Consider the following 25,630-nt stretch of genomic DNA (forward strand, 5'->3'; position numbering starts at 1 on the left):
CATGAATATGCCCATTCCTGAAATGAAAGCCCGGCACAGTGCCAAAGACCAGACCCGGTTTGCGGCGCTGTGGCGCCCAGCGCTGGTACAGGCCTTGGTCAAGCTCGACCCACGCCAGTTGCAGCGCTCGCCGGTCATGCTGGTGGTGGCGGTGACGGCGCTGCTGACCACGGTACTGTGTTTTGCCCCTGGCAGTGGCGTCAGCCGCGGCGTGGCCGTGCAGATTGCCCTGTGGCTGTGGTTCACCGTGTTGTTCGCCAACTTTGCCGAAGCCCTTGCCGAAGGGCGCGGTAAAGCCCGCGCCGACAGCCTCAAGGCTGGCAGCCAAGGCTTGACCGCCCAGCGCCGTCAGCGTGACGGCCACTATGAAACGGTAGCTGCCGGCGCCTTGCGCAAAGACGATGTGGTGCGTGTGGTGGCCGGTGAAATGATCCCCGCCGATGGTGAGGTGCTCGAAGGGATCGCAGCGGTCAACGAGGCAGCGATCACGGGTGAGTCGGCGCCGGTCATTCGTGAATCCGGTGGCGACCGCTCGGCCGTCACCGGTAACACCCGGCTGGTTTCCGACTGGCTGCTGATCCGCATCACCAGCAACCCGGGCGAGTCCACCTTGGACCGCATGATTGCCCTGGTCGAAGGTGCCAAGCGGCAGAAAACCCCCAATGAAGTCGCCCTCGACATCCTGCTGATCGGGCTGACGCTGATCTTCCTGATCGTGGTGGTGACCTTGCAGCCATTCGCCCACTTCGTCGGCGGCAGCCTGCCGCTGATCTTTCTCGCTGCCTTGCTGGTGACGTTGATCCCCACCACCATCGGTGGCCTGTTGTCGGCCATCGGCATTGCCGGTATGGACCGGCTGGTACGGTTGAACGTGATCGCCCGCTCGGGCCGTGCCGTGGAAGCGGCCGGGGACGTGCATACCCTGATGCTCGACAAGACCGGCACCATTACCTTCGGCAACCGCCGTTGCAGCGCGCTGTACGCTGCACCGGGGGTAACCGCGCGGGAACTGGGGGAGGGCGCCCTGCTGGCCTCGCTGGCCGACGACACCGCAGAAGGCAAGTCGATCGTCGAGTACCTGCGTCAGTTGCATGACGTTGTCGAGCCCCCTGCCGGGCACTACGAAGCCGTGGCATTCAGTGCCGAAACGCGCCTGTCGGGCATCGACTTCCAGCAGCGCCGCTACCGCAAGGGGGCCGTCGATGCGGTGCTGGCATTCGTCGGCATGCAGCGCCTGGACATGCCGCCAGCGCTGGCCCGTGAGGTTGAACGCATCGCCCAGAGCGGTGGCACGCCCTTGCTGGTGTGCCTGGACAAGCGCCTGCTTGGGGTGATCCACCTCAAGGACGTGGTCAAGCCTGGCATCCGCGAACGCTTCGCCGAATTGCGCAAGCTGGGTATCCGCACCGTGATGGTGACCGGTGACAACCCGTTGACGGCTGCTGCCATCGCAGCCGAGGCCGGGGTGGATGATGTGCTGGCCGAGGCCACGCCGGAGAAAAAGCTGGCGCGCATTCGCCAGGAGCAGAACGACGGCCGCCTGGTGGCCATGTGCGGCGACGGTGCCAACGACGCCCCGGCGCTGGCCCAGGCCGACGTGGGCATGGCCATGAATGACGGCACCCAGGCGGCGCGCGAGGCGGCCAACATGGTCGACCTGGACAGCGACCCGACCAAGCTGCTGGACGTGGTGCAGGTCGGCAAGCAGTTGCTGGTGACCCGGGGGGCGCTGACCACCTTTTCCATCGCCAATGACGTGGCCAAGTACTTCGCCATCCTGCCGGCGCTGTTCGCTGCCATCTACCCGCAGTTGGGGGTGCTCAACCTGATGCACCTGGCCAGCCCGCAAAGCGCGATCCTCTCGGCCATCGTGTTCAATGCCCTGATCATCGTCGTGCTGATTCCTTTGGCGCTACGGGGTGTGCGGGTCCAGGCGGCCAGCGCTGCCCACTTGTTGCGGCGCAACCTGTTGATCTACGGGCTGGGCGGCATCGTGGTGCCGTTTGCCGGCATCAAGCTGATCGATCTGTTGCTCAACGCCCTGCACCTGGTCTGAGGAGGCCACCATGAACGCTTATCTACGCCCTGCCTTGAGCCTGGCCTTGACGATGACCTTGATCACTGGCGCGCTATACCCGCTGGTGGTGACCGGCGTCGCCCAGGTGGCTTTCCCGGTACAGGCCAACGGCAGCCTGGTGCGCGATGACCACGGCCAGGTGCGGGGTTCGGCCCTGATTGCCCAGAACTTCCAGGGCGATGGCTGGTTCCATTCACGGCCTTCGGCAGGCGCCTACGCCACCGTGGCCAGCAGCGCCAGCAACCTTGCGCCGAGCAACCCGGCGCTGGTGGAGCGGGTCCAGAGCGATGCGGCGCTGCTGTACCAGGCCCAGCAAGGGCCGGTACCGCAGGCGCTGCTGACCACCTCGGGCAGCGGCCTGGACCCGCACCTGCCACCGGCGGCGGTGGCCTACCAAATTCCCCGGGTCGCAGCGGCGCGGCAGTTGCCCGTGGCGCGCTTGCAAGCCTTGCAGGAAGAGGCCACCCTCAGACCATTGATCGGCCCGCCGGTGGTCAATGTGCTGGCGTTGAACCGGGCCCTGGAAAAACTCGCCAGCAAGAGCAAAGGATGAAACATGAGTGATTCCGCGCGTGCAGACGCGTTGTTGGCTACCCTGCCGCGCACCGGCCGTGGCCGGCTGAAGGTGTTCCTCGGTGCTGCGCCGGGGGTGGGCAAGACCTTCGCCATGCTGCAGGCCGCGCATGCCCAGCAACGCCAGGGCGTGCAGGTAGTGGCCGGGGTGGTCGAAACCCACGGCCGTGGCGAAACCGAGGCGCTGCTTGCCGGCTTGTTGCAGCAGCCCATGCTGCGTCGCCAGTACCGTGGGGTCACCCTTGAGGAAATGGACCTCGACGGCCTGCTCGCGTGTGCGCCAGCCTTGGCACTGGTCGATGAGCTGGCGCACACCAACGCCCCCGGCAGCCGCCACGCCAAGCGCTGGCAGGACGTGCAGGAGCTGCTGGCCGCGGGCATAGACGTGTACACCACGGTCAATGTGCAGCACCTGGAAAGCCTCAACGACAAGGTGCGCGACATCACCGGCGTGCACGTGCGCGAAACCTTGCCTGACTGGGTGCTGCAGGAAGCCTTCGAGCTGGTGCTGATCGACCTGCCACCGCGTGAGCTGCTGGAGCGCTTGCGTGAAGGCAAGGTATACGTGCCCGAGCAGGCGCGGGCCGCCATCGATGCGTTTTTCTCGCAAACCAACCTCACCGCTCTGCGCGAACTGGCCATGCAGACGGCCGCCGCCCAGGTCGATGCCGACCTGGCCCATGGCTACCGCCAGCGCGGGCAGGCAGCCCCCGCGTTGCGCGGCCGGCTGCTGGTCGGTGTGGATGGCGATGACCAGGCCGAGCGCCTGGTGCGTCACGCCAGCCGCGTGGCCCAGCGCCGCCACTTGCCGTGGAGCCTGGTGCACGTGGACAACGGCCGTTTGCGTGACGAGGCAGCCCGCCAGCGCCTGCAGGCGGCCCAGCAACTGGCCGAGCGCCTGGGAGGCGAAGTGGTGTTGCTGCGTGCCGGTGAAGTGGCGCGCACGCTGATCCAGCATGCGGCCGAGCGGCGCGCCAGCCTGGTACTGGTCGGCCAGTCGCGCGACCGTGTGCACCGGCGCTGGTTCGGTGCAGGGGTGGCTGCCCGGCTGTTGCGTGAAAGCCATGGGCTGGAAATCAACGTGCTGGACCGCGATGTACAGCCCTCGGCGCCGCGTTCGGCGGTGCGCCGGGTGTGGGTCTGGCGGCACTACCTGCTGGCGTTGCTGGCCACCGGGATGGCCGCAGGCCTGGCTTGGGCCGTGTCGAGCGTGCTGGCACTGCCGAACATCTCGCTGGTGTTTCTGGCCGCGGTGCTGCTGGTGGCGGTACGCAGCAGCCTGGGGCCGGCCCTGGCCTGCGCGGCACTGTCGTTCCTGGCGTATGACTTTCTGTTCATTCCGCCCAATTTCTCGTTCAGCATCCAGCGCGAAGAAGATGTGCTGACGCTGGTGTTCTTCCTGCTGATGGCCGCCCTTACCGGCAACCTGGCCGCCCGCCAGCGCCGCCAGTTGCAGGCGCTGCGCGAAACCCAGGCGCAGACCAGCCAATTGCTCGACCTGTCACGCAGGCTGACGGTGGCCACTGACCGCCAGGCTGTGTTCACCGCCGCCGGGCAGCACCTGGGCGGCTGGCGCGACCTGCAAGTGTGTCTGCTGCAGCGCACTGCCGATGGCCAGCTGCAGGTGGCCAGCGGCGAGCACCAGGGTTTCAGCGCCACCGAGCGGGCCGCCGCCGATTGGGCCTGGCAACACGGGCAGGCCGCCGGGCACGGCAGCGACACCCTGCCGGAGGGGCGCTGGTGGTGGTGGCCACTGGCGGTGGATGAGCAACCGCTGGCGCTGTTGGGCGTGCGCCCACGTTCAGGCCAGCCGCTGAGCGACCCGCGTCGGCGCCTGCTGATCGCCCTTGGCCAGCCGCTGGCCCAGGCCCTGGCCCGAGCCCGCCTTGCCGAACAACTGGAAGCTGCGCGCTTGCACGGCGAGACCGAGCAGCTGCGCAGTGCCTTGCTGGCTTCGGTGTCCCACGACCTGCGCACCCCATTGACGGCCATGCGCGGCAGCATCGACAGCTTGCTGGCGCTGGGCGAAGCGATTCCGCTCGACGACCGCCGCGAGCTGTTGGAGGGCACCCGCGACGAGGCCGAGCGCCTGGACCGCTACATCCAGAACCTGTTGGACATGACACGCCTGGGGCACGGTGGCCTCAAGCTGGCCCGCGACTGGGTGGCGCCAGCCGATATCATTGGCAGTGCGCTCAACCGCCTGCGCGTGGTGTTGGCGCCGCTTAGCGTGCACACCGACGTGCCCGGCGATCTGCCGCTGCTGTTCGTGCATGCGGCATTGATCGAGCAGGCATTGGTCAATGTGCTGGAGAACGCTGCGCGCTTCTCGCCGGCCAATGGTCGGCTGGAATTGCGGGTGGCGGTGCAGGACGAGCGGCTGTGCCTGACCGTGAGCGACCAGGGGCCGGGCATTCCCGTGGCCGAGCGCGAAAAGATCTTCGACATGTTCTACACCGCCGCCCGTGGCGATCGCGGCGGGCAGGGGACCGGCCTGGGCCTGGCCATCTGCCAGGGCATGATCGGTGCCCATGGCGGGCAGATTCTGGTGGGCGAAGGCATTGATGGCCAGGGCACCGGCATCACTTTATGCTTGCCGCTGCCCCCGCAACCTGCAGCCGAAAGTGAAAGCCCATGAGCCAGCCCGCCACCCTGTTGGTTATCGACGATGAACCGCAGATCCGCAAATTCCTGCGTATCAGCCTCGCCTCGCAAGGCTACAAGGTGCTCGAGGCGGCTACCGGTGCCGAAGGCTTGGCCCAGGCGGCCCTGGGCAAGCCGGACCTGGTCGTGCTGGACCTGGGCCTGCCTGACATGGACGGCCAGCAGGTGTTGCGGGAGCTGCGGGAATGGAGCTCGGTCCCGGTGTTGGTGCTGTCAGTGCGTGCCAGTGAGCTGCAGAAGGTCGATGCGCTGGATGGTGGGGCCAACGACTATGTGACCAAGCCGTTCGGTATCCAGGAATTTCTCGCCCGGGTCCGTGCGTTATTGCGCCAGGTGCCGCAAGCCGGGGGCTCGGAAGTGAAGGCCAGCTTCGGGCCGTTGACGGTGGACTTCGCCTTTCGCCGGGTAACCCTGGAGGGCGTGGAGGTGGCGCTGACACGCAAGGAGTACGCGCTGCTGGCGTTATTGGCCGGGCACCCGGGGCGAGTGATGACCCAGCAGCAACTGCTCAAGGATATCTGGGGGCCCAGCCATGTGGAGGATACCCATTACCTGCGCATCGTGGTCGGGCACCTGCGCCAGAAACTAGGCGATGACCCTACGGCGCCACGCTTCATCATCACCGAGGCGGGGGTGGGTTACAGGCTGGTGGCGCCTGTTGCCTAGCGGAAAGTCGCGCTGGTTGCGGCTGGACCACGCAGCGCCGACCACGCGGCTGCCTGGGGTGGAACAGGTTCTTCGCCCGGTGAATTGAGCATCGGGTGACTTCAAGGGGCTGTTCTTGACTCCAGGTCCATTTCGGCTGGCCATTCCACTTTAGGGGCCAGGCGCAAGGCGAACTCACACCAGAGTACGTCGTTGTGATCCTTCGGCTCCCCAGGTGGGGGCAAGGCGCGGGGGCCTTGCTGCATGTAAGTGCAGATGTAAGCCCATGCATGCTGATCCGCCCCCATGGTACTTAGGGGAAACCGGTCGATGACGTTGTTCGTTCCGGGTGCGACGATGGACAGCACCACCCCACATTTGAAACTGGGCGCACCGTTTCCCGGAACGCCACGGTAAAGCCAGCGCTCGGCGCGCACTTGCGACCAGTCGTAGCAGACTGGCTCGACTTTCCAGGTTCCAAAGGGGTTCCACCAACAGTATTTAAAGTTGTAGGCGTAGATTTTTTTTCGTTTCCGATTGAAACGAATGGGTTCGTCGCGGGGGGGGGAAAGACTGATTCGAATGAAAAAAACGGATCCCCATATTCCGCTGACTAATGAAAAAATGCTAACAATCATGAGCTCAAAATCAAAATGATCGAGGACTTCTAATATGTTGATGGGTAGGTATGCGGTGAAAATAATCGGGGGTAGTGAGATTATTACCATTAGTTCCCTGGCTCCAATTGTAGCTCTAGCTATTTCGAGATAGATAGGATCTTGGTGATTTGGGGATTGATAACCTAAGCCTGGCTCACTTGTGCAGGGGGCATCGGGCAGGGGAAGGTCTTCCGTCCAACCAGTGCAGGGAGGGTTTAGTAGCGGGCGGGGCATTAGAAGATACTCCAGGCAGAATTAATTTTATTCTCCATTGTTATCACTTTTGCATAGTTTGATTTGTCGTGTCTGTTGGGCCAATAGGTCAGCGTCAGCTCTACCCCCTCTATGTTGTGGTTGTCCAACAGTGGGAGTGAACCAGTGATGCTAATGGTTCTGTCGAGGGGGCTGAATGTAAAGTGCTGATCGAGCCTTACAGGCTCAGCGAGGACACCTTCTAAAGCTCTTGGATTGTATTCGATTATCCCATTGCCTGAGCTATAAGCAGCGATGCGGCATGGTCCGCCAGCGCGTGCTGGGATTATTACAAGATACCATTCGTACTCCGTCAAGTCGGAGGTCGGCTTCGGCAGACTGAGATCTACGTCTAGATAGAAACCTGCCGCCACAGCATTTCCGTCGTTGAGCATCGTTTCTGCTACATATGGCGTTTTTGCGGTGTGAGAGGATTGAAATCTCGTTTCGATAGAAACGTGAGCGTATAGACCAATGACTGCTGCATTGAATGCGCTAACTGCGTTGTCGATGTCTCGTTCGTCGATCCAGCGTCGATGGCCTTCTGGCTTTCCCCATCTACTGTGTCGTGCCCATAGCTCTAACAATGAAGACTCAAGGCTTTTGGCCTTTGTCGCTAGTGTGTAGGCAGCCAGTCCAAGTAAAACACTAATGCCTATTACGATGAGAGGTGAGCTTGCCGATAAGGCGCTAAAAATACCGGCGCTAGCAGAGAATCCTGCTGCTGCGGCTGCGCGATTGTAGAAGAAGTTCGCTGACTCATCACCCTCACGGCCAGTTCGAAGGCCGGCATTCCAGTACTGCACGGCATCCATAACACCAGCCATCGCCGCGATGCCGCCGCCGTACCGCGCAATACTGATGCCCAAACCCGCCGTTAGTATCTGCCCAGGGTGCTGTGTACGTGCGAATACCTGCGCAACAACCAGTCCTGCTGCTTCAACACTGGCACCCAGCAACCCCAGCGATGAAGACCAGACCGCCGCCTGCGCCTCGGGGTTGTGCTGATGTGTTTGCTGTAACGCCCGGTAGTTTCTGCGCAGGCTGTCCTGCTGAAACCACAGTCCGCCCAGTGCAAGCAGCAGGCCGACGCTACCCGTACCGGCCGCCGCATCCCGCAGGCTGCGCATTGCATCGCTGGCCACGCTTTGCGCCGCCATCGAACTGATCTGCAGCCCGGCAGACACCTGTGCCTTTACCGACGCCGCACCGATCGCCACATTGCGCACCAGCGCGCCGAAACCTTGGGCTGTCGACGTTTTCAGCTGGACCAACCGTGCCTGTAATTGCTCGGCGCTTTCGAAGGTCCAGAGCACCACGTCGATCATCTGGTTGCGGTTACCGACCGCGGCGATATTGATTGCGCCGCTCAGCACCATGGCGCGGACCTTGCGCCCTACGGGGTCGCGGAACTGCTGGTCGACTTGCTGCAAAAATGCATCGGTGCGGATTTGCAGGGCCTCGTCGAGCACGCTCAGGTACTCGCCGACGGTCAATGAAACCCGCAGCGGGGTTACGTGCTGCCCGGCATACAGCGCGAAAGCCGCACGGTGCACATGGCCGACCAGGGTGCGGCTGCGTTCGCTGAGGTGCTGGGCGAGCGTATTCCCTGCGCTGGTGGTCGCGGCCAGCAGTTGACCGATGGCATCCTGCAGCGGCTTGACCATCAGCAACTGGCCCTCGGGGGTGCCTGCGATGCCTTTGATGATGTCGTAGACCTTGCCGAAATCGTCGCCTGCCAAGCCGCCGATCACGCGCTGCAGCAGCGTCTGGTTCCTGGCCATCAGCGCCTGGTACAACAAGCTGTGCTCGTCTTCCAGCAGGTGCTGCCAGACGAGCTGCGTCATACCCAGCGGCTGACCTTCCTCGGGCATCAGTTCGCTAGGGCCCCCGGCCAGGCAGTCGGCCATCATCTGGATGAAGTACTCGACCGAGACCGGGTCGGCAGCGTCGTAGTCGAAGCGACCGATCTGGTGAAACGCCGGCTGGGCGTAGTGCAGCGCGTACAGCTGGCCAACCTGGTCGATCATCGACTGCCAGTGGTTCAGTTCACGGTCGTAGCCAGCCTGGAAAGCCGCGCGGGCGCTTTCGTCGTAGCGCGCTTGCAAGCGGTCCCGGGCCTGCTCCTGGTTGCGGGCGGTGTTGCGGCGGGTCTGCCTTGCGATATCCACTGGCGGCAGGTGCGCCTTGATGCCGACGGGGCTGTCGTTCCACTGTTCGACCTGGCGTGCCTCATGCTCAGCTGCCTCGGCGCCCTGTGCGGCGGCCGTGGCAGCGTGCAGTTGCTGGATGCCCAGCAACGCCTGGGAGGTGAAGTACTCGAAGTGCCGCTGCGGCTGCGCGCGCCATGCCTGCATGGCCTGGACCCAACCTGTGCGCTGGGCGTTCAGTTCCACCACCATGCCGACGGGGTCGGGCAAGGCCAGCGCCAGCACACCGTTTGGCAATTGTTCCCGGGCAATGACGGTACGCAGATAGTTGTGGGTTTCGGACCACCGACCCAAACGGCTGTAGAAGCCGTGAGCACTCGTGAACCGGGCCGATGAAAAGGTGGAGAACTCGAGCACGCCCTCCATGCCGAAGCGGAAACTGTCGGCCATGGCGATGCCGAGGCTGGCGGGGTCGTTGCGTGCACGGTGCAGGTCGACTTCGACGAAGCGGGCGAGGGTAGCCGGGTCTGACTGGGCGATGCCTTTGCGGTAGCGGTCGAGCACGGTGCGCGGCCACGGATCGTTGGCGAAGGCAACCCAAGCGGTGCGGTACAGCGACGTGTCGATGTTGATGAACGAGGCGATGACGTCATGGCCTGCGGTGGCACACCATTTGGGCAATGGCCTGGGTGGCCCCAGCGGCATCTGCGATACCGGAAACCGCTGCAAGGTGGCATCGGCCGCCACTGCGTAGGCCTGCCAGGTGGCCTGGTCGAGCAGAACGTAAACGTAGCCCTGGCGTAACAGGCGGAGCTGGTCGGTATGCATCGGGTGGTAGGTGATTTCGCTGTCACTGGCCCAGCGAAACAGGTGCCCGGCATCGGGGCGCGGGGCATAGGCCTCGCGCAGCAGCAGGATGGGCAGGCCAATACGCCCGCAGGCGTTGCAGCCGCCGTGGCTGTTGGGGATTTCTTCCTGCATGGCGGCATGGATGTTTGCACTGATGCTCATGAGTAGCCTCCTGCCTGCGGCAGGTCGGCAACGATGCGTGCCCAGGCACTGTCGCCGTAGCGGGCGAAGCAAGCGGCCAGGCGTTGCCGGCCAGCCACCGCCTGTGCCACATCGCGCTGGATGGTCGGGTGCTGCAGCAGCAACGGGTGGACCATGAGCAGGTGCAGGCACATGCACTGGATATCGCCACGGTCGCGCAGGCCCTGCCTGAAGGCCCTGATCATCAGGTTCATGACATGGACGGGCGCGTTGGCCGGCAAGCCGGATGAGCCTGGGCATTGGCCACGGGTGGCGCCAGTTTGCGCGGTCGCCAGGCGATGCCAGGCACTGAGCAGTTGAATGATCTGTGGCGCGACGTTCTGGGTTGCGCGGACTTCCCGGGTGATGCGTAGCTCGCCAGCCGGCGATGGCCGTTCGAGCACCGTGCAACTGCCGCAACCATCGGGATGCAGCCAGCTGCGAATCGGCCCGAGTACTGCGCCAGCATTGTTCAGGGTGACGCGCAGCAACGCCAGCCTCACGGGTTCGTACCAGGCCGTGATGCCATGCGGGGCGGGCTGATGCAGCACATGGCACTGCTGGCTGATATGCCGGGCAATGGCTTCGGCGGGTTGATCGCTGAGCAGCCAGGCACACACGTAGTGCCAGGTGGCCGTAGCCTCACGGGCGGCGTAGGTTGCGCTCAATGCGGCCAGAGCGCCGCATGCCTGGCCGGGGCGGGCCAGCCGCACCAGCGCAGGCCAGCGTTCAGGGGCCTGCACCAGGCCGCTGCTGTCGATGCGCGTTACGGCGTCACTGCCCAGCGCCTCGGCCAGCATGGCGATGTCCAGCGGGTGCCCGCTCTGGCAGCCAGCGAAGGGGGCCAGCAGCAGGTAAAAGGCTTCATCGGGGTGGCGGTGCCGGTGCGCGAAATCATCCACCGACTGCTGGTAGCCGCGTGCGGCTTGGCTCGACATGAGAAGTTCCTTTTCTTCTGGATGGCGAGCGCGAATCTAGCGAGGAATCGCTTCAGTGGGCAGTTACTGGAGTCTTAGCGGGCTGTAAGAATTTTCTTTTTTTTGAATCAGGCCGCACCGTGCCGCCGGCACCCCTTGGCCTGCCCGGCGCTGGGCGACCGCCGTTCAGGCCCTGGGCGGCTCTGCCTCGAAGCACTGGCGCATGACGTCCAGATAACGGCGAGCGCCCAGGCCCAAGGGGCGTGCCTTGAGCCAGATGATGTCCACCCACAAGCGCAGGCGGCTGGCCATGTTGTCGAAGCGCACTTCGGCCAGCGCGCCGGATGCAATAAGCGGTTCCACCAGGGGTTGTGGCAGGTATGCCCAACCCAGCCCGGACTGCACCAGATCCAGGGTGGCCAGGTAGCTGTCGGTCAGCCAGATGCGCCGCGACAGCACCATGCGCGGGTCTGAGCCGGTGGGCTTGCCCGAAGCCACGATGATTTGCCGTTGCTCGGCGAAGGCTTCTTCGGGCAGCGGCGTGCCGCTGTTCTGCCCGGCCGGATGGCGCGGCGAGGCCACCGCAACCAGCAGCTGGCTACCGGCTTCGAGGAATGACTCGCGCTCATCGATGCCTGGCCGCTCGAACACCAGTGCCAGTTGCACGCTGCCTTCGTGCAGCAGGCGAATGGCCTCGGTCTGGGTGGCCGAGCGCACTTCCACTTCCAGGCTGGGAAACGCCTGGGCGAGGGTTTCCAGTGGCTGGCTCCAGCGCCCGGTCTGCAGTTCGGGCGCCATGGCGATGGTCAGGCGTTTCTCCAGGCCCTTGTGCAATTGCAAGGCCTGGGCGTCGAGCAGATTGAGCTGGCAGATCACTTGCCTGGCTTGAGGCTCCAGGGCCAGGGCGGCGCTGGTGGGCAGGGCTTTGCGCGTTGCCCGGTCGAACAGCGGCAGGTCCAGTTCGGCCTCGAGTTGAGCGATTGCCATGCTCACCGCGGACGGCACCCGCCCCAGCTTGCGGGCGGCGGCGGAGAACGAGCCGGCATCCAGCACTGCGAGGAAGATTGCCAGGGAGTCGCTGGAGAAGGCCATGTTCGCTGAACCTGATGTGGGGGCGTTGGTAGCCAATGGTAATGGATGGGGTGGTCCAGTGGAGCATTCGGGTTTTGCGGTGCCTGCGGGATGGAGCGCCGCCGCCGTGCTGCGGCGATCCACCTCACAGGTTCGCAAAGGCGCTCAGAACCTGCGCGTGCTCATCAGCTCATCCAGCACACGGGCAGCGACGCGGAACGGCATCGACATGTGGTCCTCGCCGGCTTCGAGCTGGAAGTCACTGCGCAGCCCATATTGCGACAACGCCTCAAGCCTGGTTTGCAAGGCCCGGGCATCCTGAATCTCCTGTGCCATTTCGCGGTCACCCATCAGCAAGGTCAGGCTGCTATGGGTCAGCACCAGCTGCCCGGCATGCGCCTTTTGGCTGAATGCCCGTTCATGCGCCAACAGGTAGCGGTCCCGCCACCACAAGCTGGGGCTGATGGCGACCACATGCTGGAACAGCTGTGGGCGGGTGAACAAGGTATAGACGCCGAACATGCCGGCAAACGAATGCCCGACCAGGCTGCGTTGGTCCTGATCGACCTTGAAGCGCGCGTTCACCTTGGGCATCAGACGCTGTTCGATGAAGTCGAGAAACAGGTCCTGACCGCCTTGTGGCGGGGTGTTCCGTTCCGGCGGCTGTGGCGGTGACAAGTCGAACGCGCGCCGTTCGAAATCCAGCGGCGTCGCGCTTGGGTAGCCGATTGCGACCAGGACCGACCCGCGCAGGCGCTCCTGCGCGCGCTTGGCCGCGTGAAACGCCGGGAAGTAGGCGTTGCCGTCCAGCAGGTAGATCACCGGGTAGCCGCCGGTCCACGGCACATCGCCCTCCGGCAGGCTGATCATGATCCGGTATTCCCGCCCTGCGGCGCTTTTCATCGTCCATTGCTCGGTGCCATCCAGGGCCACCGGCTGCGCATGGGCAACCTGGGCGAGCAGCAGCGCCGCCAGCCCGGCAAACAGTGTGCGTAGCATGCGTAGCCCCCTTACCAGCGGTAGCTCAGGCTGGTGACCACGCTGCGCGCTTCACCCCGGTAGCAATAGCCTTGTTGGCAGTTGATGTAACGCTTGTCGAACAGATTGCGGGCATTCAAGGCCAGGCGCACGCCGTCCAGGCCACCGCCGAAGTCGTAGTGCACGCCGGCATCGACCAGGGTGTAGCCCTCGTTCTTCACGGTGTTCTGGGCGTCGCCGTAGTTGCTGGCGGTGTAACGTGCGCCACCTGACACCCCGAGGCCCAGCGGCAGGCGGTAGTCGAGCCACAGCGAGGCCAGGTGGCGCGGAACGTCGAGCGGCTGCTTGCCTTCGTTGCCATCGTTGCTTCGGGTGACTTTGGCATTGTTGTAGCTGTAACTGGCAGTCATCTTCAGCCGCTCTCCCAGGTCCGCCACTGCCTCCAGTTCCAGGCCCCTGGACACTTGCTCACCGGTGGCAATGCTGTTGATCGGGTTGGCCAAGTCGCGGGTCAGCACGTTCTTCTGGGTCAGGTGGTAAAGCGAGGCGGTCATCAGGGTCGTGCTGCCGGGCGGTTGGTACTTCAAGCCCGCTTCGTACTGTTCACCCTCGGTCGGCTTGTACGCACCACTGCCGCTTTGCGGCTGGAACGAGGTGGCGTAGCTGGCATAAGGTGCGATGCCGTTGTCGAACAGGTAAAGCACGCCGACCGAGCCCGTGGTGGCCGAATCGCTGGTCTTGCGGTTGATGCCGCTGAGGTTGTCACTGCGGCGCACGTGCACCACGTCGCGGCGCAGGCCGGCCGACAGGCGCCATTGGCCCAGGTCCACCTGGTCCTGCAGGTACAGGCCGGTGCGTTGTTCCAGGCCGTCTTCGTCTGCCAACGGCGTGCCGGGCCTGGCCACAGGCTGGTGGTAGTCGGGGGCGAAGCGGTCGATCGAAGGTGCCGGGCCACTGGCATACAGCAGCGAGGTGTCGATCCAGCCATAGTCCAGGCCGGTCAGCAGGGTGTGGTGCAGCGCACCGGTATCGAAACGGCTGACCAGGCGGGTGTCCGCCGACAGTGTCGACATGTCTTCGTATACCCCCACCGCATAGCGGTCGAGGATGTGCCCTTCACGCTCCTGGTAGGGTTGCAGGTACTGGTTGGTGGTGTCGACCTGGCCGTAGCGCAGGTTCTGCTGCACGCTGAACGTGTCGTTGAAGGCATGCTCGAATTCGTAGCCGAAAGTCCATTGGCGTTGCTGCAGCTTGTCGAAGTATTCGTCGCCTTGCCAGAAGTTGGTCAGGTGCTTGCCTTGTTGGTACAGCATTGGCGAAGCGGCGGTTTCGCGTTCCTGGTAGCGCGCCAGCAAGGTCAGGCTGGTGTCCGGGTCGAGCTGCCAGGTGAGCGAAGGGGCGATCATGCGCACATCGTTGTTCAACTGCTCGATGTAGTTCTCGGCATCGCGGTAAACCCCGACCACCCGGTACAGCACATCGCCTGCCGGGTCCAGCTTGCCGCCCAGGTCGAACTGGCCTTGCTGGTGGTTGTAGTTGCCTGCCTGCACCTGCACTTCGTTGCGAGCCTGCAGGCTCGGGCGCTTGCTCACGCGGTTGATCATGCCACCCGGGCTGATTTGCCCGTACATCACCGACGACGGGCCCTTGAGTACCTCGATGCGTTCCAGGCCATAGGCCTCTGTCTGGTACAGCGATAGCCAGCCGCTGCCGGGCTGGCGCAGGCCGTCGAGGAAGTCGGCAGCCATGGTGGTGTCGAAACCGCGGACGCTGATGGTGTCGAAGCGTGGGTCCAGCCCCGAGGCCCCCACCCGCACGCCAGCCGTATAGGCGACGGCATCCTCGACGCGATCAACCTTGCGGTCGGCCATCTGTTCGGCGGTTACCACACTGATGCTTTGCGCGGTCTCCAGGATCGGGCGGTCCGTCTTGGTCGCGCTGCTGGCATTGCTGGCGAAATAACCGGGTACGGGGGCGAAAGCGCTTTGCGAGGCGCTGGCATCGATGCTGATCGGCTCCAGTTGCAGGCCGGTATCCTCGTGCGCGGGCAGCACCACATAGCCCGAGCTGGTCTTTTGCGGCACCAGGCCGCTGCCCTCGAGCAGTTGCGCCAGGCCGTCATCCAGGGAACCTCCGCCGGCAAGGCCTGGGCTGTTCAAGCCCTGTACGGCTGCCGGCGAGAACGACAGGGTGATACCCGAGCGCTCGGCAAAGCGGCTCAAGGCCTGCCCCAAGGGGCCTGCCGGTACGCTCGGCGCGGTGGCCGGCGCGGCATGGCTGCTGGCAGCCAGCAGCGACAGCGCCAGGCACACGGCGCGGGACAAGGGGCGAGAGGGGAAGGGCAGGCGGACAGGTAACATGCGAGGGTCCATTCAGGGAGTGATCTGCCCTAACCGGATCAAACGGCAAAGTCCGCCATTTTTTTTCAAGCCTGCGCCACCACGCGCACCCACCAGCGGGTACGTTGCTCAACGCGCACCGGCAGCAGGTGGGTGAGGTTGCCGAGCAGAACGTCTGGCTGGTCCAGGCGAAAGACGCCGGACAGGCGCAGGTCGGCGAGGCGCGGTTGGCAGTGCAGCCAACCGCGGCGGTAACGCCCGGCTTCAAAAAGAAAATCGGCCAGGCGGATGTCGTCGACCACCAGCAAGCCGCGCGCCCATGCGAATGGGTCCAGGGGGCCGGGGCCCAGGCGGGTGAGCTTGCCAGGGTAGAGTGCCAGGCCTTGGCCGGCAGCCACGTGCTGCTCACCGGTGGCGGTTGTCACCCGCACTTCGCCGTGCTCGACATGCAGTTCACTGTAACCTTCACGCTCGCGCAGCGCCGCCCGTGCCTGCCTGGCGCGGCACAGCCCATGGGCGCATTGCACGCGCCAGTCATGGCCATCGACTAGCAACTCGCCGCTGCGCAAGCGGGCCTCGCGCTGGCTCACGTCCACGGCACTGTCGGTATTGAGCTGCAGTTGCAGGTCAGTCGCCAGCTGCCACTGTCGGCGTTGCCCAACCTGGGTGGCAAAGTCACTGCGCCAGGCCTGTGGCGTGTTGGCAAGCAGCAGCGTGGCGCTGCCTGCGGCAAGCCCCAGGCCGAGCAGCTTCATGGCACGCCGGCGGCTCAGGTCGACTTCGGCCTGGCGCAGCACGGCAGCCGTGTGAGTGGCGCCGGGCAACGGCTCGGCATGAAAGTGCCCGCAGACTTGCTGCATGCGCCGCCAGGCCAGTTCGTGGCGGGCATCGCGCAAGCGCCAGGCCTGGCACTGCTTGAGCAGTTCGATATCACCCGGCTGGCGGCGCAGGCGCAGCTGCCATTCGATGGCCATGCGCACGATGTTTTCCGGCAGGCGCTCTGCGCTGGCCGTCACTCGAAGCACACCCGGTAGCAGTGCAGCAGCGCCTGGGCGACATGGCGCTCCACCGTACGCCCGGATACCCCAAGCTGCTCGGCAACCTGCGCGTGCGTCAGGCCGGCCAGCTGGTAAAGCAGAAAGGCTTCGCGCACAGCCGGCTTGAGCCCATCGAGCAACTGCGCGATACGCTCCAGGCATTGCAGTGCTTCGTGGCGTACAGCCGGTGAGGGGTAGCTGGCATCGGGCAGTTGTGCCAAGGCTTGCAGGTAGGCACGCTGCAGGGCATCGCGCCGCCAGTGGTCCACCACCAGGCCACGGGCGATGCGCGCCAACAATGCACGAGGGGCTCGGGCGCTGATCGGTTGGTTGCGCACCAGCAGGCGTACGAAGGTGTCCTGGGCCAGGTCTGCCGCCTGCTGCGAACAGCCCAGCGAACGCCTCAGCCAGGCGTGCAGCCAACCGCGTTCGTTGTGGTACAGCGCTTCGAGCGGAATGATCGCATCCGTTTCATGCATAGCCATGCAGCGCCCCTGAAGCGAAAGGATGGAAGAAAAGCGCGCACCTTAAACGCGAATCGTTCCCAATTCAACTTTTTCTGAGGGTTGGGGCTGCAGCGTGGGAGCGCAGGACTCCCACCGAGGGCGGGGGAAAATCAGAGGTCGATGGCTTTAGCGGCGATGCGTGCCTGGTCCAGCAACACGTTCAGCTCGGCGACCTGTTGGCGCAGTTGGTCACGTTCGTCTTTGAGTTTACGCAGCTCATCACGGCGCACGGAGACATAGAGGGTCTGGGTTGGGGTTGCAGGCATCAAGGTACCCATGAGCACACCTCGCGGTTTTGGCTGGTGACAATTCAAAGCGTAGACGCTTCTGGCGGCCGCATTTTGAATTCTTTCACAAGCCTTGGGAACTTTTTTGTTTATCGTGGTCTTGCCGTTCGTCGCTGAACCCTCGGGCGGCATGCTGGACTAACCTGAACAGCTGGACTGTTGTCATCTATTTCGAAAGGGGAGCATCGGCTCATGCAACTGGGAATCGTCGGGCTGGGCCGCATGGGCGGCAATATCGCAAGGCGCCTGATGCGCGCTGGCCACCGCACCGTGGTGCACGACCGCAACCGCGAGGCGGTTACCGGCCTTGAAGGCGAGGGCGCCCAGGGCGCACACGACCTTGGCGCGCTGGTGCAAAAACTGAAAGCGCCACGCGCGGTGTGGGTCATGCTGCCGGCTGGCGAGCCGACCGAGCAGACCATCGCGCAACTGGCCGAGCTGCTGGAGCCGGGCGATGCCATCATCGACGGCGGCAACACCTTCTACAAGGACGACATGCGCCGCGCCGCCGAGCTGGCCAAGCGTGGCCTGCATTACCTGGACGTAGGTACCTCTGGCGGGGTATGGGGCCTGGACCGCGGCTACTGCATGATGATCGGTGGCGAGAAGGACGTGTTCGAGCGCCTGGAGCCGCTGTTCAAGGCGTTGGCACCGGGTGTAGGCGACATTCCGCGCACCCATGGCCGCAGCGGCGAACACCAGCGCGCCGAGCACGGTTATATCCACGCTGGCCCACCGGGCGCCGGCCACTACGTGAAAATGGTGCACAACGGCATCGAATACGGCCTGATGCAGGCCTATGCCGAAGGTTTCGACCTGCTGCGCAGCAAAGGCGGCAACGAACTGCCGGAAGACCAGCGCTTCGACCTCGATGTGGCCGAAATCGCCGAGGTATGGCGCCGGGGCAGTGTGGTCACCTCGTGGCTGCTCGACCTCACCGCCGATGCGCTGGTGGCCGACCCGCAGCTGTCGCAGTTCAGTGGCTCTGTATCCGACAGTGGCGAGGGCCGCTGGACCATCGATGCCGCCGTGGAGCAGGCAGTGCCGGTACCGGTCCTGTCCAGCGCATTGTTTGCCCGTTTCCGCTCGCGTCAGCAGCAGGGCACCTACGGTGACAAAGTGCTCTCGGCCATGCGCCTGGGCTTCGGTGGCCATGTCGAGAAAAAAGACGAATGACTAAAAAGAGCACTCCGGCCGCACCCCCCTGCACGCTGTTTCTGTTCGGCGCCAATGGCGACCTGGTCAAGCGCTTGCTCATGCCTGCGCTGTACAACCTCAGCCGCGACGGTTTGCTCGACCGCAACCTGCGCATCGTTGGCGTTGACCACAACCCTGCCACGGCCGAGGAATTTGCCGCACGCCTGCATGCGTTCATGGCCGAGCGTGACAAGGGCGGCGAAGGCGCCGCCCAGTGCCTGGACGAAAAACTCTGGGCGCGGCTGGCCAAGCGCCTGGACTACCAGACGGGCGATTTCCTCGACCCGGCCACTTACCAGGCGCTGGGCAAGCGCATTGACAAGACCAGCCACGGCAACGCCATCTTTTACCTGGCCACCTCGCCGCGTTTCTTCCCTGAAGTGGCCCAGCGCCTTGGCGAGGCCGGCTTGCTCGACGAGTCTGCCGGCGGCTTTCGCCGGGTAGTGGTGGAGAAGCCGTTCGGCACCGACCTGGCCAGTGCCGAGGCGTTGAACGCCTGCCTGCTGAAGGTGATGGGCGAGCGGCAGATCTACCGTATCGACCACTACTTGGGCAAAGAAACGGTGCAGAACATTCTGGTCAGCCGGTTCTCCAATGGGTTGTTCGAGTCGTTCTGGAACAACCACTACATCGACCATGTGCAGATCACCGCCGCGGAAACCGTCGGTGTCGAGACGCGGGGTGGCTTCTACGACGCCACCGGCGCCTTGCGCGACATGGTGCCCAACCACCTGTTCCAGCTGCTGGCCATGGTTGCCATGGAGCCGCCGGCAGCGTTCGGCGCCGACGCCGTGCGCGGCGAAAAGGCCAAGGTGATCGGCGCCATCCGCCCGTGGTCGGCGAAGATGGCGCTGAAGCATTCCGTGCGGGGCCAGTACAGCGCCGGCAAGCAGGGGCGCAAGCACCTGCCCGGCTACCGCGAGGAGGCCAATGTCGCGCCCGACAGCCAGACCGAAACCTACGTGGCGCTGAAGGTGATGATCGACAACTGGCGCTGGGCGGGGGTGCCGTTCTACTTGCGTACCGGCAAGCGCATGAGCGTGCGTGACACCGAGATTGCCATCTGTTTCAAGCCGGCACCGTACGCGCAGTTCCGCGAGTCGGAGCTGGAGCGCCCCAAACCCAACTACCTGAAAATCCAGATTCAGCCCAACGAAGGCATGTGGTTCGACCTGCAGGCCAAGCGCCCCGGGCCGGAGTTGGTGATGGAGAATGTCGAGCTGGGCTTTGCCTACAAGGACTTCTTCAAGATGACCCCGGCGACCGGCTACGAGACCTTGATCTATGACTGCCTGACCGGTGACCAGACCCTGTTTCAGCGGGCCGACAACATCGAGAACGGCTGGCGTGCCGTGCAGCCGTTCCTCGACGCCTGGGCCCAGGGGGGCGAGGTGCACGAGTACCCGGCGGGTGAAGATGGCCCCGAGGCGGGCAATGACCTGCTGAGCCGGGACAAGCGGGAATGGCACCGTTTGGGGTAACAGGTTTTTCGGCGTGTGCCGGCTGCTTCGCGAGTGAACCCCTTTTGACAGGGGCTGCACAACCCCTTGGGCGGCGCGGCCCTGTGGGGCGGGTTGACAAGCGAAAGGGCCTGCACAGGCAACCACTTTAAGGAAACGCGATGCCCGCCCACATAGAAGATTACGCCCTGTTGGGCAATTGCCGCAGCGCCGCCCTGGTCAGCCGGGATGGCTCGCTCGACTGGCTATGCCTGCCACGCTTCGACGCCCCGGCGGTGTTCGCCGCCTTGCTGGGCAACGAAGAAAACGGCCGCTGGCGCCTGGCCCCTTGCGACCCGGTCGAGCACTGCAGCCGGCAGTACCTGAACGACACGCTGGTGCTGGAAACCACGTGGGTCACTGCCACTGGCCGGGCCCGCGTACTCGATTTCATGCCGCTGGGTGACGTCAACGCCGTGGTGCGCATCGTCGAAGGCCTCTCGGGCGAAACCAATTTCGAAATGGACCTGGTCATGCGCTTCGATTACGGGCGCAGCGTGCCATGGGTCGAACGCTTGGACCCGCTCACCCTCAGCGCGGTGGCCGGCCCCGACCGCCTGATCCTGTGCAGCACCGTACCGCCCCATGCCCGCGACCACCACACCGGCGCGCGCTTTCGCGTGGCGGCCGGCCAGCGCCAGGTGTTCAGCCTGCGCCACCAGCCCTCGCACCTGCCGGTGCAGCCCGGCTGCGATGCCGACGCGGCCCTGGCCCATACCTGCGAGCACTGGCAGGCGTTCGCCGACCGCTGCCCTCAGGTAGGCCCCTACAGCGCACTGGTCCGTCGCGCGTTACTCACCCTGAAAGCCATGACGTATGCCCCCACTGGCGGCATCGTTGCGGCCGTCACCACGTCGTTGCCGGAACAACTCGGCGGCGACCGCAACTGGGATTACCGTTTCTGCTGGCTGCGCGACGCCACCATGACCTTGCTGGCATTCATGAACCTGGGCTATTTCGACGAGGCCCAGGCCTGGCGCGAATGGCTGCTGCGCTCGGTGGCCGGCAACCCCGAACAGATGCAGATCATGTACGGCCTGGGTGGCGAGCGCGACCTGCAGGAATACACCTTGCCCTGGTTGCCGGGGTACGAGCACTCGCAACCGGTGCGGGTGGGCAATGCCGCGTCGGCCCAGGCGCAGCTGGATATCTATGGCGAACTGGCCGATGCCATGAGCCAGGCAATCAAGGGCGGCTTGCCGCGCCATCCGCGTAGCGCCGCCATCTCTCGGCTGATCCTGCCCTATGTGGAGCGTATCTGGCGCCAGCCGGACGAGGGTATCTGGGAGGTGCGCGGCGGCCGCCAGCAGTTCGTGCATTCCAAGGTGATGGCCTGGGTGGCGTTCGACCGCGCTGCCGGCTTGGCAGACACCACCGAAGAAGGCCGTGAGCATGGCCAGCATTACCGCCAGGTGGCCGACCAGATCCGCCGTGAAGTGTGTGAGCAAGGGCTCGACAGCAGCGGCAGTTTCTTCGTTCAGGCCTATGGTTCGGACGAGATGGACGCCAGCCTGCTGCAGATCGCCCTGACCGGCTTCCTGCCTGCCGATGACCCGCGCTTTCTGCGCACGCTGGAACAGATCGAGCAACGCTTGCTGAAAAACGGGTTGCTGATGCGCTACGACAGTGACAGTGCCGGGGATGGCCTGGCCCCGGGCGAAGGTACGTTCCTGGTCTGCTCGTTCTGGCTGGCCGACGTCTACATCCTGCTGGGCCGGATGGCGCAAGCGCAAGCGTTGTACGAGCGTTTGACCGGCCTGTGCAACGACGTGGGCCTGCTGGCCGAGCAATACGACCCGGCCTGCCAGCGCATGCTTGGCAACTACCCGCAGGCGTTCAGCCATATCGGCATCATCAACACCGCCCTGAACCTCCAGCAGGCCCGCTGCCCGGCCCGCGACCGGGCCAGTTGCGGTTGAGCCGGCTGCACCGAATTTGTGCACGCTCCGGCAAGCGAGCGGGGTAGACTAGGTCAAATCTCATTCGGCAAGGAGCGTCCATGGGTATCCGCGGTTCGGATCGGCAGATCGACAACATCGAGTTCAATGTCAGCGATATCGCACGCAGCAAGGCGTTCTATGGGCATGTTTTCGGCTGGCGCTTTACCGACTACGGGCCAACCTACAGCGAATTCAGCGACGGCCGCCTCACGGGCGGCTTTACCACGGGGGAGCCGGTGCGCCCGGGGGGGCCGTTGATCATCCTTTACGCCGATGACCTGCAAGCCACGCAGCAGCGCGTGACCGCGGCGGGGGGCAGTATCAGCCGCGCGACCTTTGCCTTCCCCGGTGGGCGGCGTTTCCATTTCATTGACCCGGACGGTTATGAACTGGCGGTGTGGACGGCTCAAGCCTGATGGCCAATCACAAGATCGAAATTCGCCGGCGCAACGTTGGCAAGATCCTGCACGCGGCGGAAAAGGTGTTCGCCGAAAAAGGCTACGGCGCGACCTCCATGGGCGATATCGCCGAGCAGGCCGAACTGCCGCGTTCCAACCTGCATTACTACTTCAGCACCAAGGACGAGTTGTTCCGTGCGGTGCTGCAGGACCTGCTGGATGTGTGGAAGCAGGACGCGCTGTGTTTCGAGAATTTCGACGACCCACGGGTGGTGCTGACCAGCTATATCCGCGCGAAAATGGGGCATTCGCGGTCACGGCCGCTAGGCTCGAAGATCTGGGCCGAGGAAATGCTGCATGGGGCACCGGTGCTGGGGGGCAACCTGGATGACAGCCTGGTGCCGTGGGCCAAGCTGAAGGAGGCGAAGATCCGCCGCTGGGTGGAGGAGGGGCGCATTCTGCCGGTCGAGCCCTCGGCGCTGCTGTACATGATCTGGGCCTCGACCCAGCATTACGCCGACTTCGGTTACCAGGTGCAGTTGCTTAACGGCGGCGATGAACTGTCGGACCTGGCGTTCGAAAGTGCGGTGCAAACGGTGACCAGTGTGATCCTGCGGGGGATTGGCCTGGAGCCGTGACCGGCCATGCCTGCCGCGCACGGTCTTTTTGCTGTCCACAAAAAGGCCGTGCCAGTGCGGCAGGTGCCGGTCTACATCAGCTCGCTTCGCGGTAGGGGTTGCGCGGGTCCTGGGTCCAGTTCAGGTAAGGCTTGCCAGTGTCCTGCGCCTGCATGTCGATGCAGTTCTCCACCGGGCAGGTGATCTGGCACAGGTTGCAGCCCACACATTCTTCCTCGATCACGCTGTAGGCATGCGTACCGTCTGCCTTCAGCGTACTGGCGATGGCCTGGTGCGAGGTGTCCTCGCAGGCGATGTGGCAGCGACCGCAACCGATGCACGCTTGCTGGTCGATATGCGCCACCGACTTGTAGTTGATGTCCAGATACTTCCAGTCGGTGGTATGCCCTACCGCCTGGCCACGGAACGCCTCGATGTTGGCGTGGCCGTGCTGGTCCATCCAGCGGGCCAGGCCGTCTTTCATGTCTTCGACGATGCGAAAGCCATGCAGCATGGCCGCCGTGCACACCTGCACCGCGCCGCTGCCCAGCGCCATGAATTCGGCCGCGTCGCGCCAGTTGCCGATGCCGCCGATGCCGCAAATCGGCAGGCCATGGGTGGCCGGGTCACGGGCAATCTCCGCCACCATGTTCAGGGCGATCGGCTTCACCGCCGAGCCGCAGTAACCGCCATGGGTGCTCTGGTCACCGACGATGGGGTGGGCGACCATGCGGTCAAGGTCGACGCTGGTGATCGAGTTGATGGTGTTGATCAGCGACACTGCATCGGCCCCGCCGCGATGCGCAGCCCGTGCCGATTGGCGGATGTCGGTGATGTTCGGCGTCAGCTTGACGATCACCGGCAGCGAGCAGTGCTGCTTGCACCAGCGGGTGACCATTTCCACGTACTCCGGCACCTGGCCGACCGCCGCGCCCATGCCGCGCTCGGGCATGCCGTGCGGGCAGCCGAAGTTCAGCTCGATGCCATCGGCGCCGGTGGCTTCCACCAGCGGCAGGATGAACTTCCACGACGCTTCCTCGCACGGCACCATCAGCGACACGATCAACGCGCGGTCGGGCCAGTCCTTCTTCACCTGGGTGATTTCGCGCAGGTTGATTTCCAGTGAACGGTCGGTGATCAGTTCGATGTTGTTGATGCCCTGCACCTGGCGGTTGGCGCCGTAATGGGCCGAGTAGCGCGACGAGACGTTGACCGCGGCCGGGTCTTCGCCAAGGGTCTTCCACACCACGCCACCCCAGCCGGCTTCAAAGGCGCGGACCACGTTGTAGGCTTTGTCGGTGGGCGGCGCGGACGCCAGCCAGAACGGGTTGGGGGCCTTGATCCCGGCGAACACGATAGACAAGTCGGCCATTACGCTGCCTCCACGTTGAGCATGAGTTGGGCATGGATGGCTTCGGCGGCCACTTTGCCGTGTTGTACGGCCTGAACGGTGAGGTCCTGGCCCAGCGCGGTGCAGTCGCCACCGGCGTATACCCCTGGCAGGCTGGTCTGCATGTTCACGTCAACGCGAATGCGCTCACCGTCGCGGGCCAGTTGTGCGGCCACAGGGTCGGCGAGGCTGCTGTCGTCGAAACGCTGGCCGATGGCCTTGAAGATGGCGTCGGCGGCCAGTTCGAAGGTTTCGCCGGTGTCGCGCAGGCGGCCGTCGGCCAATTCGGTACGGGCAAAGCGCATGCCGCGCACGTTGCCGGTGTCATCCAGCAGCACGCTGTCGGGGCGGGCCCAGGTGTGCAAGCGTACCTGGTTGGCCTTGGCGATGTCCTGCTCGTGCCCGGTGGCCCCCATGTCGGCGTGGCCACGGCGGTACACCAGGTTGACGTCGCGGGCACCCAGGCGGCTCATTTGCACCGCCATGTCGATGGCGGTGTTGCCAGCACCGATCACCAGGCAGCGCTCGGCCAGCGGCAATTGGCTGAGGTCGTCTGCCTGGCGCAGCTCGCGGATGTAAGCGGTGGCGGCAAGCAGGCCGGGGGCCTCTTCATCGGCCAGCCCTAGCTGGCGCACGGCATTCAGGCCCAGGCCAAGGAACACCGCATCGTATTGTTCGCGCAGTTCGCCCAGGCCGAGGTTGCCCCCCAGGCGCTGGCCATGGCGCAGCTCGATACCGCCGATGCCCAGCAGGAATGCCACTTCCCGCTGGGCGTAATCGTCAACCAGCTTGTAGCGGGCGATGCCGTATTCATTGAGGCCACCTGGCTTGTCACAGGCTTCGAACACCACCACGTCATGGCCATGCATGGCCAGCCGATGCGCGCAGGCCAGCCCCGCAGGGCCAGCGCCGACCACCGCAATGCGCTTGCCCGTGGCCGGTGAACGCTGGAACGGGTGGTCGCTGAACTGGGCATTGTCCAGGGCGTAGCGTTGCAACTGGCCGATCAGTACCGGGGCGCATTCCTGCGCGTTGTTGCGCACACACGCTTGCTGGCACAGGATTTCGGTCGGGCAGACGCGGGCACAGCTGCCGCCGAGAATGTTGGCCGACAGAATCCGTTCGGCAGCGCCTTGCAGGTTCTCGTCGCTGATGCGGTGGATGAATGACGGGATGTCGATTTCGCTGGGGCACGCGTTGACGCAGGGCGCGTCGTAGCAATACAGGCAGCGGGCGCTTTCCACGGCGGCCTGGCGTGCGGTGAGGGGTGGGGCCAGGTCGCTGAAGCACTCGGCCAATTGGTCGGCGCCGGCCCGGGGGCGCGGCAAATGGTTCAGGGCGTCGATCACGGTTGTAGCCTCTCTATTTTTTTGGTTCAGGCGACAGCTGTTGTGGTGGGATCGGG

Annotated in this window: 20 protein-coding genes; 9 read left to right on the top strand and 11 right to left on the bottom strand. The window is 64.6% G+C overall.

Features of this window, described 5'->3' with window-relative positions; translation table 11 throughout:
* The first annotated feature begins 1 nt into the window (after position 1).
* From kdpB to K4A76_RS08955, 4 genes are read left to right on the top strand one after another with little or no spacing between them, the layout of a single operon-like run.
* Positions 2–2,056, top strand: coding sequence for a potassium-transporting ATPase subunit KdpB (kdpB, locus tag K4A76_RS08940; protein ID WP_274411980.1), 2,055 nt, complete (start codon positions 2–4; stop codon positions 2,054–2,056).
* Between the two features lie 10 nt (positions 2,057–2,066).
* Positions 2,067–2,630: a potassium-transporting ATPase subunit KdpC gene (kdpC, locus tag K4A76_RS08945; RefSeq protein ID WP_274411981.1), complete on the top strand. Its 564-nt coding sequence runs from the start codon at positions 2,067–2,069 to the stop codon at positions 2,628–2,630.
* A 3-nt stretch (positions 2,631–2,633) separates the two neighbouring features.
* Positions 2,634–5,288: a sensor histidine kinase gene (locus K4A76_RS08950; protein WP_274411982.1), complete on the top strand. Its 2,655-nt coding sequence runs from the start codon at positions 2,634–2,636 to the stop codon at positions 5,286–5,288.
* Complete coding sequence (locus tag K4A76_RS08955) at positions 5,285–5,980, top strand: response regulator (protein ID WP_009683157.1); 696 nt, start codon at positions 5,285–5,287, stop codon at positions 5,978–5,980. The genes K4A76_RS08950 and K4A76_RS08955 overlap by 4 nt, the downstream gene beginning before the upstream one ends.
* A 101-nt stretch (positions 5,981–6,081) precedes the next feature.
* Here the strand turns inward: K4A76_RS08955 and K4A76_RS23785 are convergent, their stop codons facing one another.
* The 9 genes from K4A76_RS23785 to K4A76_RS08995 form a co-directional block, all read right to left on the bottom strand.
* Positions 6,082–6,852, bottom strand: coding sequence for a DUF6708 domain-containing protein (locus tag K4A76_RS23785; RefSeq protein WP_338000123.1), 771 nt, complete (start codon positions 6,850–6,852; stop codon positions 6,082–6,084).
* Positions 6,852–10,031, bottom strand: coding sequence for a T6SS effector BTH_I2691 family protein (locus K4A76_RS08960; protein WP_274411983.1), 3,180 nt, complete (start codon positions 10,029–10,031; stop codon positions 6,852–6,854). The genes K4A76_RS23785 and K4A76_RS08960 overlap by 1 nt, the downstream gene beginning before the upstream one ends.
* Positions 10,028–10,987, bottom strand: a complete 960-nt coding sequence (locus K4A76_RS08965) for a hypothetical protein (protein WP_274411984.1) — start codon at positions 10,985–10,987, stop codon at positions 10,028–10,030. Before K4A76_RS08965 ends, K4A76_RS08960 begins: the two co-directional genes overlap by 4 nt.
* A 165-nt stretch (positions 10,988–11,152) precedes the next feature.
* Positions 11,153–12,058 carry a LysR family transcriptional regulator gene (locus K4A76_RS08970; RefSeq protein ID WP_029887476.1) on the bottom strand — a complete coding sequence of 302 codons (906 nt, stop codon included), beginning with the start codon at positions 12,056–12,058 and terminating at the stop codon, positions 11,153–11,155.
* Between the two features lie 144 nt (positions 12,059–12,202).
* Positions 12,203–13,036: an alpha/beta hydrolase gene (locus K4A76_RS08975; RefSeq protein ID WP_274411985.1), complete on the bottom strand. Its 834-nt coding sequence runs from the start codon at positions 13,034–13,036 to the stop codon at positions 12,203–12,205.
* Between the two features lie 11 nt (positions 13,037–13,047).
* Positions 13,048–15,375, bottom strand: a complete 2,328-nt coding sequence (locus tag K4A76_RS08980; protein WP_274411986.1) for a TonB-dependent siderophore receptor — start codon at positions 15,373–15,375, stop codon at positions 13,048–13,050.
* 65 nt (positions 15,376–15,440) lie between these two features.
* On the bottom strand, positions 15,441–16,370 hold the full coding sequence (locus tag K4A76_RS08985; RefSeq protein WP_274411987.1) for a DUF4880 domain-containing protein: 930 nt from the start codon (positions 16,368–16,370) through the stop codon (positions 15,441–15,443).
* Positions 16,367–16,876 (bottom strand): sigma-70 family RNA polymerase sigma factor, encoded by a 510-nt coding sequence (locus K4A76_RS08990; protein ID WP_082416093.1) that lies wholly within the window; start codon positions 16,874–16,876, stop codon positions 16,367–16,369. The genes K4A76_RS08985 and K4A76_RS08990 overlap by 4 nt, the downstream gene beginning before the upstream one ends.
* Positions 16,877–17,007: 131 nt before the next feature.
* Positions 17,008–17,175, bottom strand: a complete 168-nt coding sequence (locus tag K4A76_RS08995; RefSeq protein ID WP_009683150.1) for a DUF6026 family protein — start codon at positions 17,173–17,175, stop codon at positions 17,008–17,010.
* Between the two features lie 201 nt (positions 17,176–17,376).
* On the opposite strand from K4A76_RS08995, the gene gnd reads away from it, so the two are divergent.
* The 5 genes from gnd to K4A76_RS09020 all read left to right on the top strand — a co-directional run bounded on the left by gnd (position 17,377) and on the right by K4A76_RS09020 (position 22,856).
* Entirely contained in the window at positions 17,377–18,360 is a 984-nt protein-coding gene (gnd, locus tag K4A76_RS09000) for a phosphogluconate dehydrogenase (NAD(+)-dependent, decarboxylating) (protein WP_029887475.1), read from the top strand.
* Complete coding sequence (gene zwf, locus K4A76_RS09005; RefSeq protein ID WP_009683147.1) at positions 18,357–19,862, top strand: glucose-6-phosphate dehydrogenase; 1,506 nt, start codon at positions 18,357–18,359, stop codon at positions 19,860–19,862. The genes gnd and zwf overlap by 4 nt, the downstream gene beginning before the upstream one ends.
* Positions 19,863–20,002: 140 nt before the next feature.
* Positions 20,003–21,799 carry a glycoside hydrolase family 15 protein gene (locus K4A76_RS09010; RefSeq protein WP_274411988.1) on the top strand — a complete coding sequence of 599 codons (1,797 nt, stop codon included), beginning with the start codon at positions 20,003–20,005 and terminating at the stop codon, positions 21,797–21,799.
* A gap of 80 nt (positions 21,800–21,879) precedes the next feature.
* Positions 21,880–22,236: a VOC family protein gene (locus tag K4A76_RS09015; RefSeq protein ID WP_029887473.1), complete on the top strand. Its 357-nt coding sequence runs from the start codon at positions 21,880–21,882 to the stop codon at positions 22,234–22,236.
* On the top strand, positions 22,236–22,856 hold the full coding sequence (locus K4A76_RS09020; RefSeq protein WP_274411989.1) for a TetR/AcrR family transcriptional regulator: 621 nt from the start codon (positions 22,236–22,238) through the stop codon (positions 22,854–22,856). Before K4A76_RS09015 ends, K4A76_RS09020 begins: the two co-directional genes overlap by 1 nt.
* A gap of 76 nt (positions 22,857–22,932) precedes the next feature.
* Here the strand turns inward: K4A76_RS09020 and preA are convergent, their stop codons facing one another.
* Together preA and K4A76_RS09030 are read right to left on the bottom strand one after the other, a co-directional pair.
* Positions 22,933–24,207: an NAD-dependent dihydropyrimidine dehydrogenase subunit PreA gene (gene preA / locus K4A76_RS09025; RefSeq protein ID WP_054911519.1), complete on the bottom strand. Its 1,275-nt coding sequence runs from the start codon at positions 24,205–24,207 to the stop codon at positions 22,933–22,935.
* Positions 24,207–25,574, bottom strand: a complete 1,368-nt coding sequence (locus tag K4A76_RS09030; protein WP_274411990.1) for an NAD(P)-dependent oxidoreductase — start codon at positions 25,572–25,574, stop codon at positions 24,207–24,209. The genes preA and K4A76_RS09030 overlap by 1 nt, the downstream gene beginning before the upstream one ends.
* Positions 25,575–25,630: the final 56 nt, after the last annotated feature.

Source organism: Pseudomonas sp. NEEL19 (assembly GCF_028751975.1).
GTDB lineage: Bacteria > Pseudomonadota > Gammaproteobacteria > Pseudomonadales > Pseudomonadaceae > Aquipseudomonas > Aquipseudomonas juntendi.

What these genes read in the sequence shown, in the direction of transcription:
- K4A76_RS08975 (WP_274411985.1), bottom strand. Translation starts at nt 13,036, where the DNA reads ATGCTACGCACACTGTTTGCCGGGCTGGCGGCGCTGCTGCTCGCCCAG.
- K4A76_RS23785 (WP_338000123.1), bottom strand. Translation starts at nt 6,852, where the DNA reads ATGCCCCGCCCGCTACTAAACCCTCCCTGCACTGGTTGGACGGAAGAC.
- K4A76_RS08950 (WP_274411982.1), top strand. Translation starts at nt 2,634, where the DNA reads ATGAGTGATTCCGCGCGTGCAGACGCGTTGTTGGCTACCCTGCCGCGC.
- K4A76_RS08995 (WP_009683150.1), bottom strand. Translation starts at nt 17,175, where the DNA reads ATGGGTACCTTGATGCCTGCAACCCCAACCCAGACCCTCTATGTCTCC.
- zwf (WP_009683147.1), top strand. Translation starts at nt 18,357, where the DNA reads ATGACTAAAAAGAGCACTCCGGCCGCACCCCCCTGCACGCTGTTTCTG.
- K4A76_RS09010 (WP_274411988.1), top strand. Translation starts at nt 20,003, where the DNA reads ATGCCCGCCCACATAGAAGATTACGCCCTGTTGGGCAATTGCCGCAGC.
- K4A76_RS08970 (WP_029887476.1), bottom strand. Translation starts at nt 12,058, where the DNA reads ATGGCCTTCTCCAGCGACTCCCTGGCAATCTTCCTCGCAGTGCTGGAT.
- kdpC (WP_274411981.1), top strand. Translation starts at nt 2,067, where the DNA reads ATGAACGCTTATCTACGCCCTGCCTTGAGCCTGGCCTTGACGATGACC.
- K4A76_RS08960 (WP_274411983.1), bottom strand. Translation starts at nt 10,031, where the DNA reads ATGAGCATCAGTGCAAACATCCATGCCGCCATGCAGGAAGAAATCCCC.
- gnd (WP_029887475.1), top strand. Translation starts at nt 17,377, where the DNA reads ATGCAACTGGGAATCGTCGGGCTGGGCCGCATGGGCGGCAATATCGCA.
- K4A76_RS08955 (WP_009683157.1), top strand. Translation starts at nt 5,285, where the DNA reads ATGAGCCAGCCCGCCACCCTGTTGGTTATCGACGATGAACCGCAGATC.
- kdpB (WP_274411980.1), top strand. Translation starts at nt 2, where the DNA reads ATGAATATGCCCATTCCTGAAATGAAAGCCCGGCACAGTGCCAAAGAC.
- K4A76_RS08980 (WP_274411986.1), bottom strand. Translation starts at nt 15,375, where the DNA reads ATGTTACCTGTCCGCCTGCCCTTCCCCTCTCGCCCCTTGTCCCGCGCC.
- K4A76_RS08990 (WP_082416093.1), bottom strand. Translation starts at nt 16,876, where the DNA reads ATGGCTATGCATGAAACGGATGCGATCATTCCGCTCGAAGCGCTGTAC.
- K4A76_RS09015 (WP_029887473.1), top strand. Translation starts at nt 21,880, where the DNA reads ATGGGTATCCGCGGTTCGGATCGGCAGATCGACAACATCGAGTTCAAT.
- K4A76_RS08965 (WP_274411984.1), bottom strand. Translation starts at nt 10,987, where the DNA reads ATGTCGAGCCAAGCCGCACGCGGCTACCAGCAGTCGGTGGATGATTTC.
- preA (WP_054911519.1), bottom strand. Translation starts at nt 24,207, where the DNA reads ATGGCCGACTTGTCTATCGTGTTCGCCGGGATCAAGGCCCCCAACCCG.
- K4A76_RS09020 (WP_274411989.1), top strand. Translation starts at nt 22,236, where the DNA reads ATGGCCAATCACAAGATCGAAATTCGCCGGCGCAACGTTGGCAAGATC.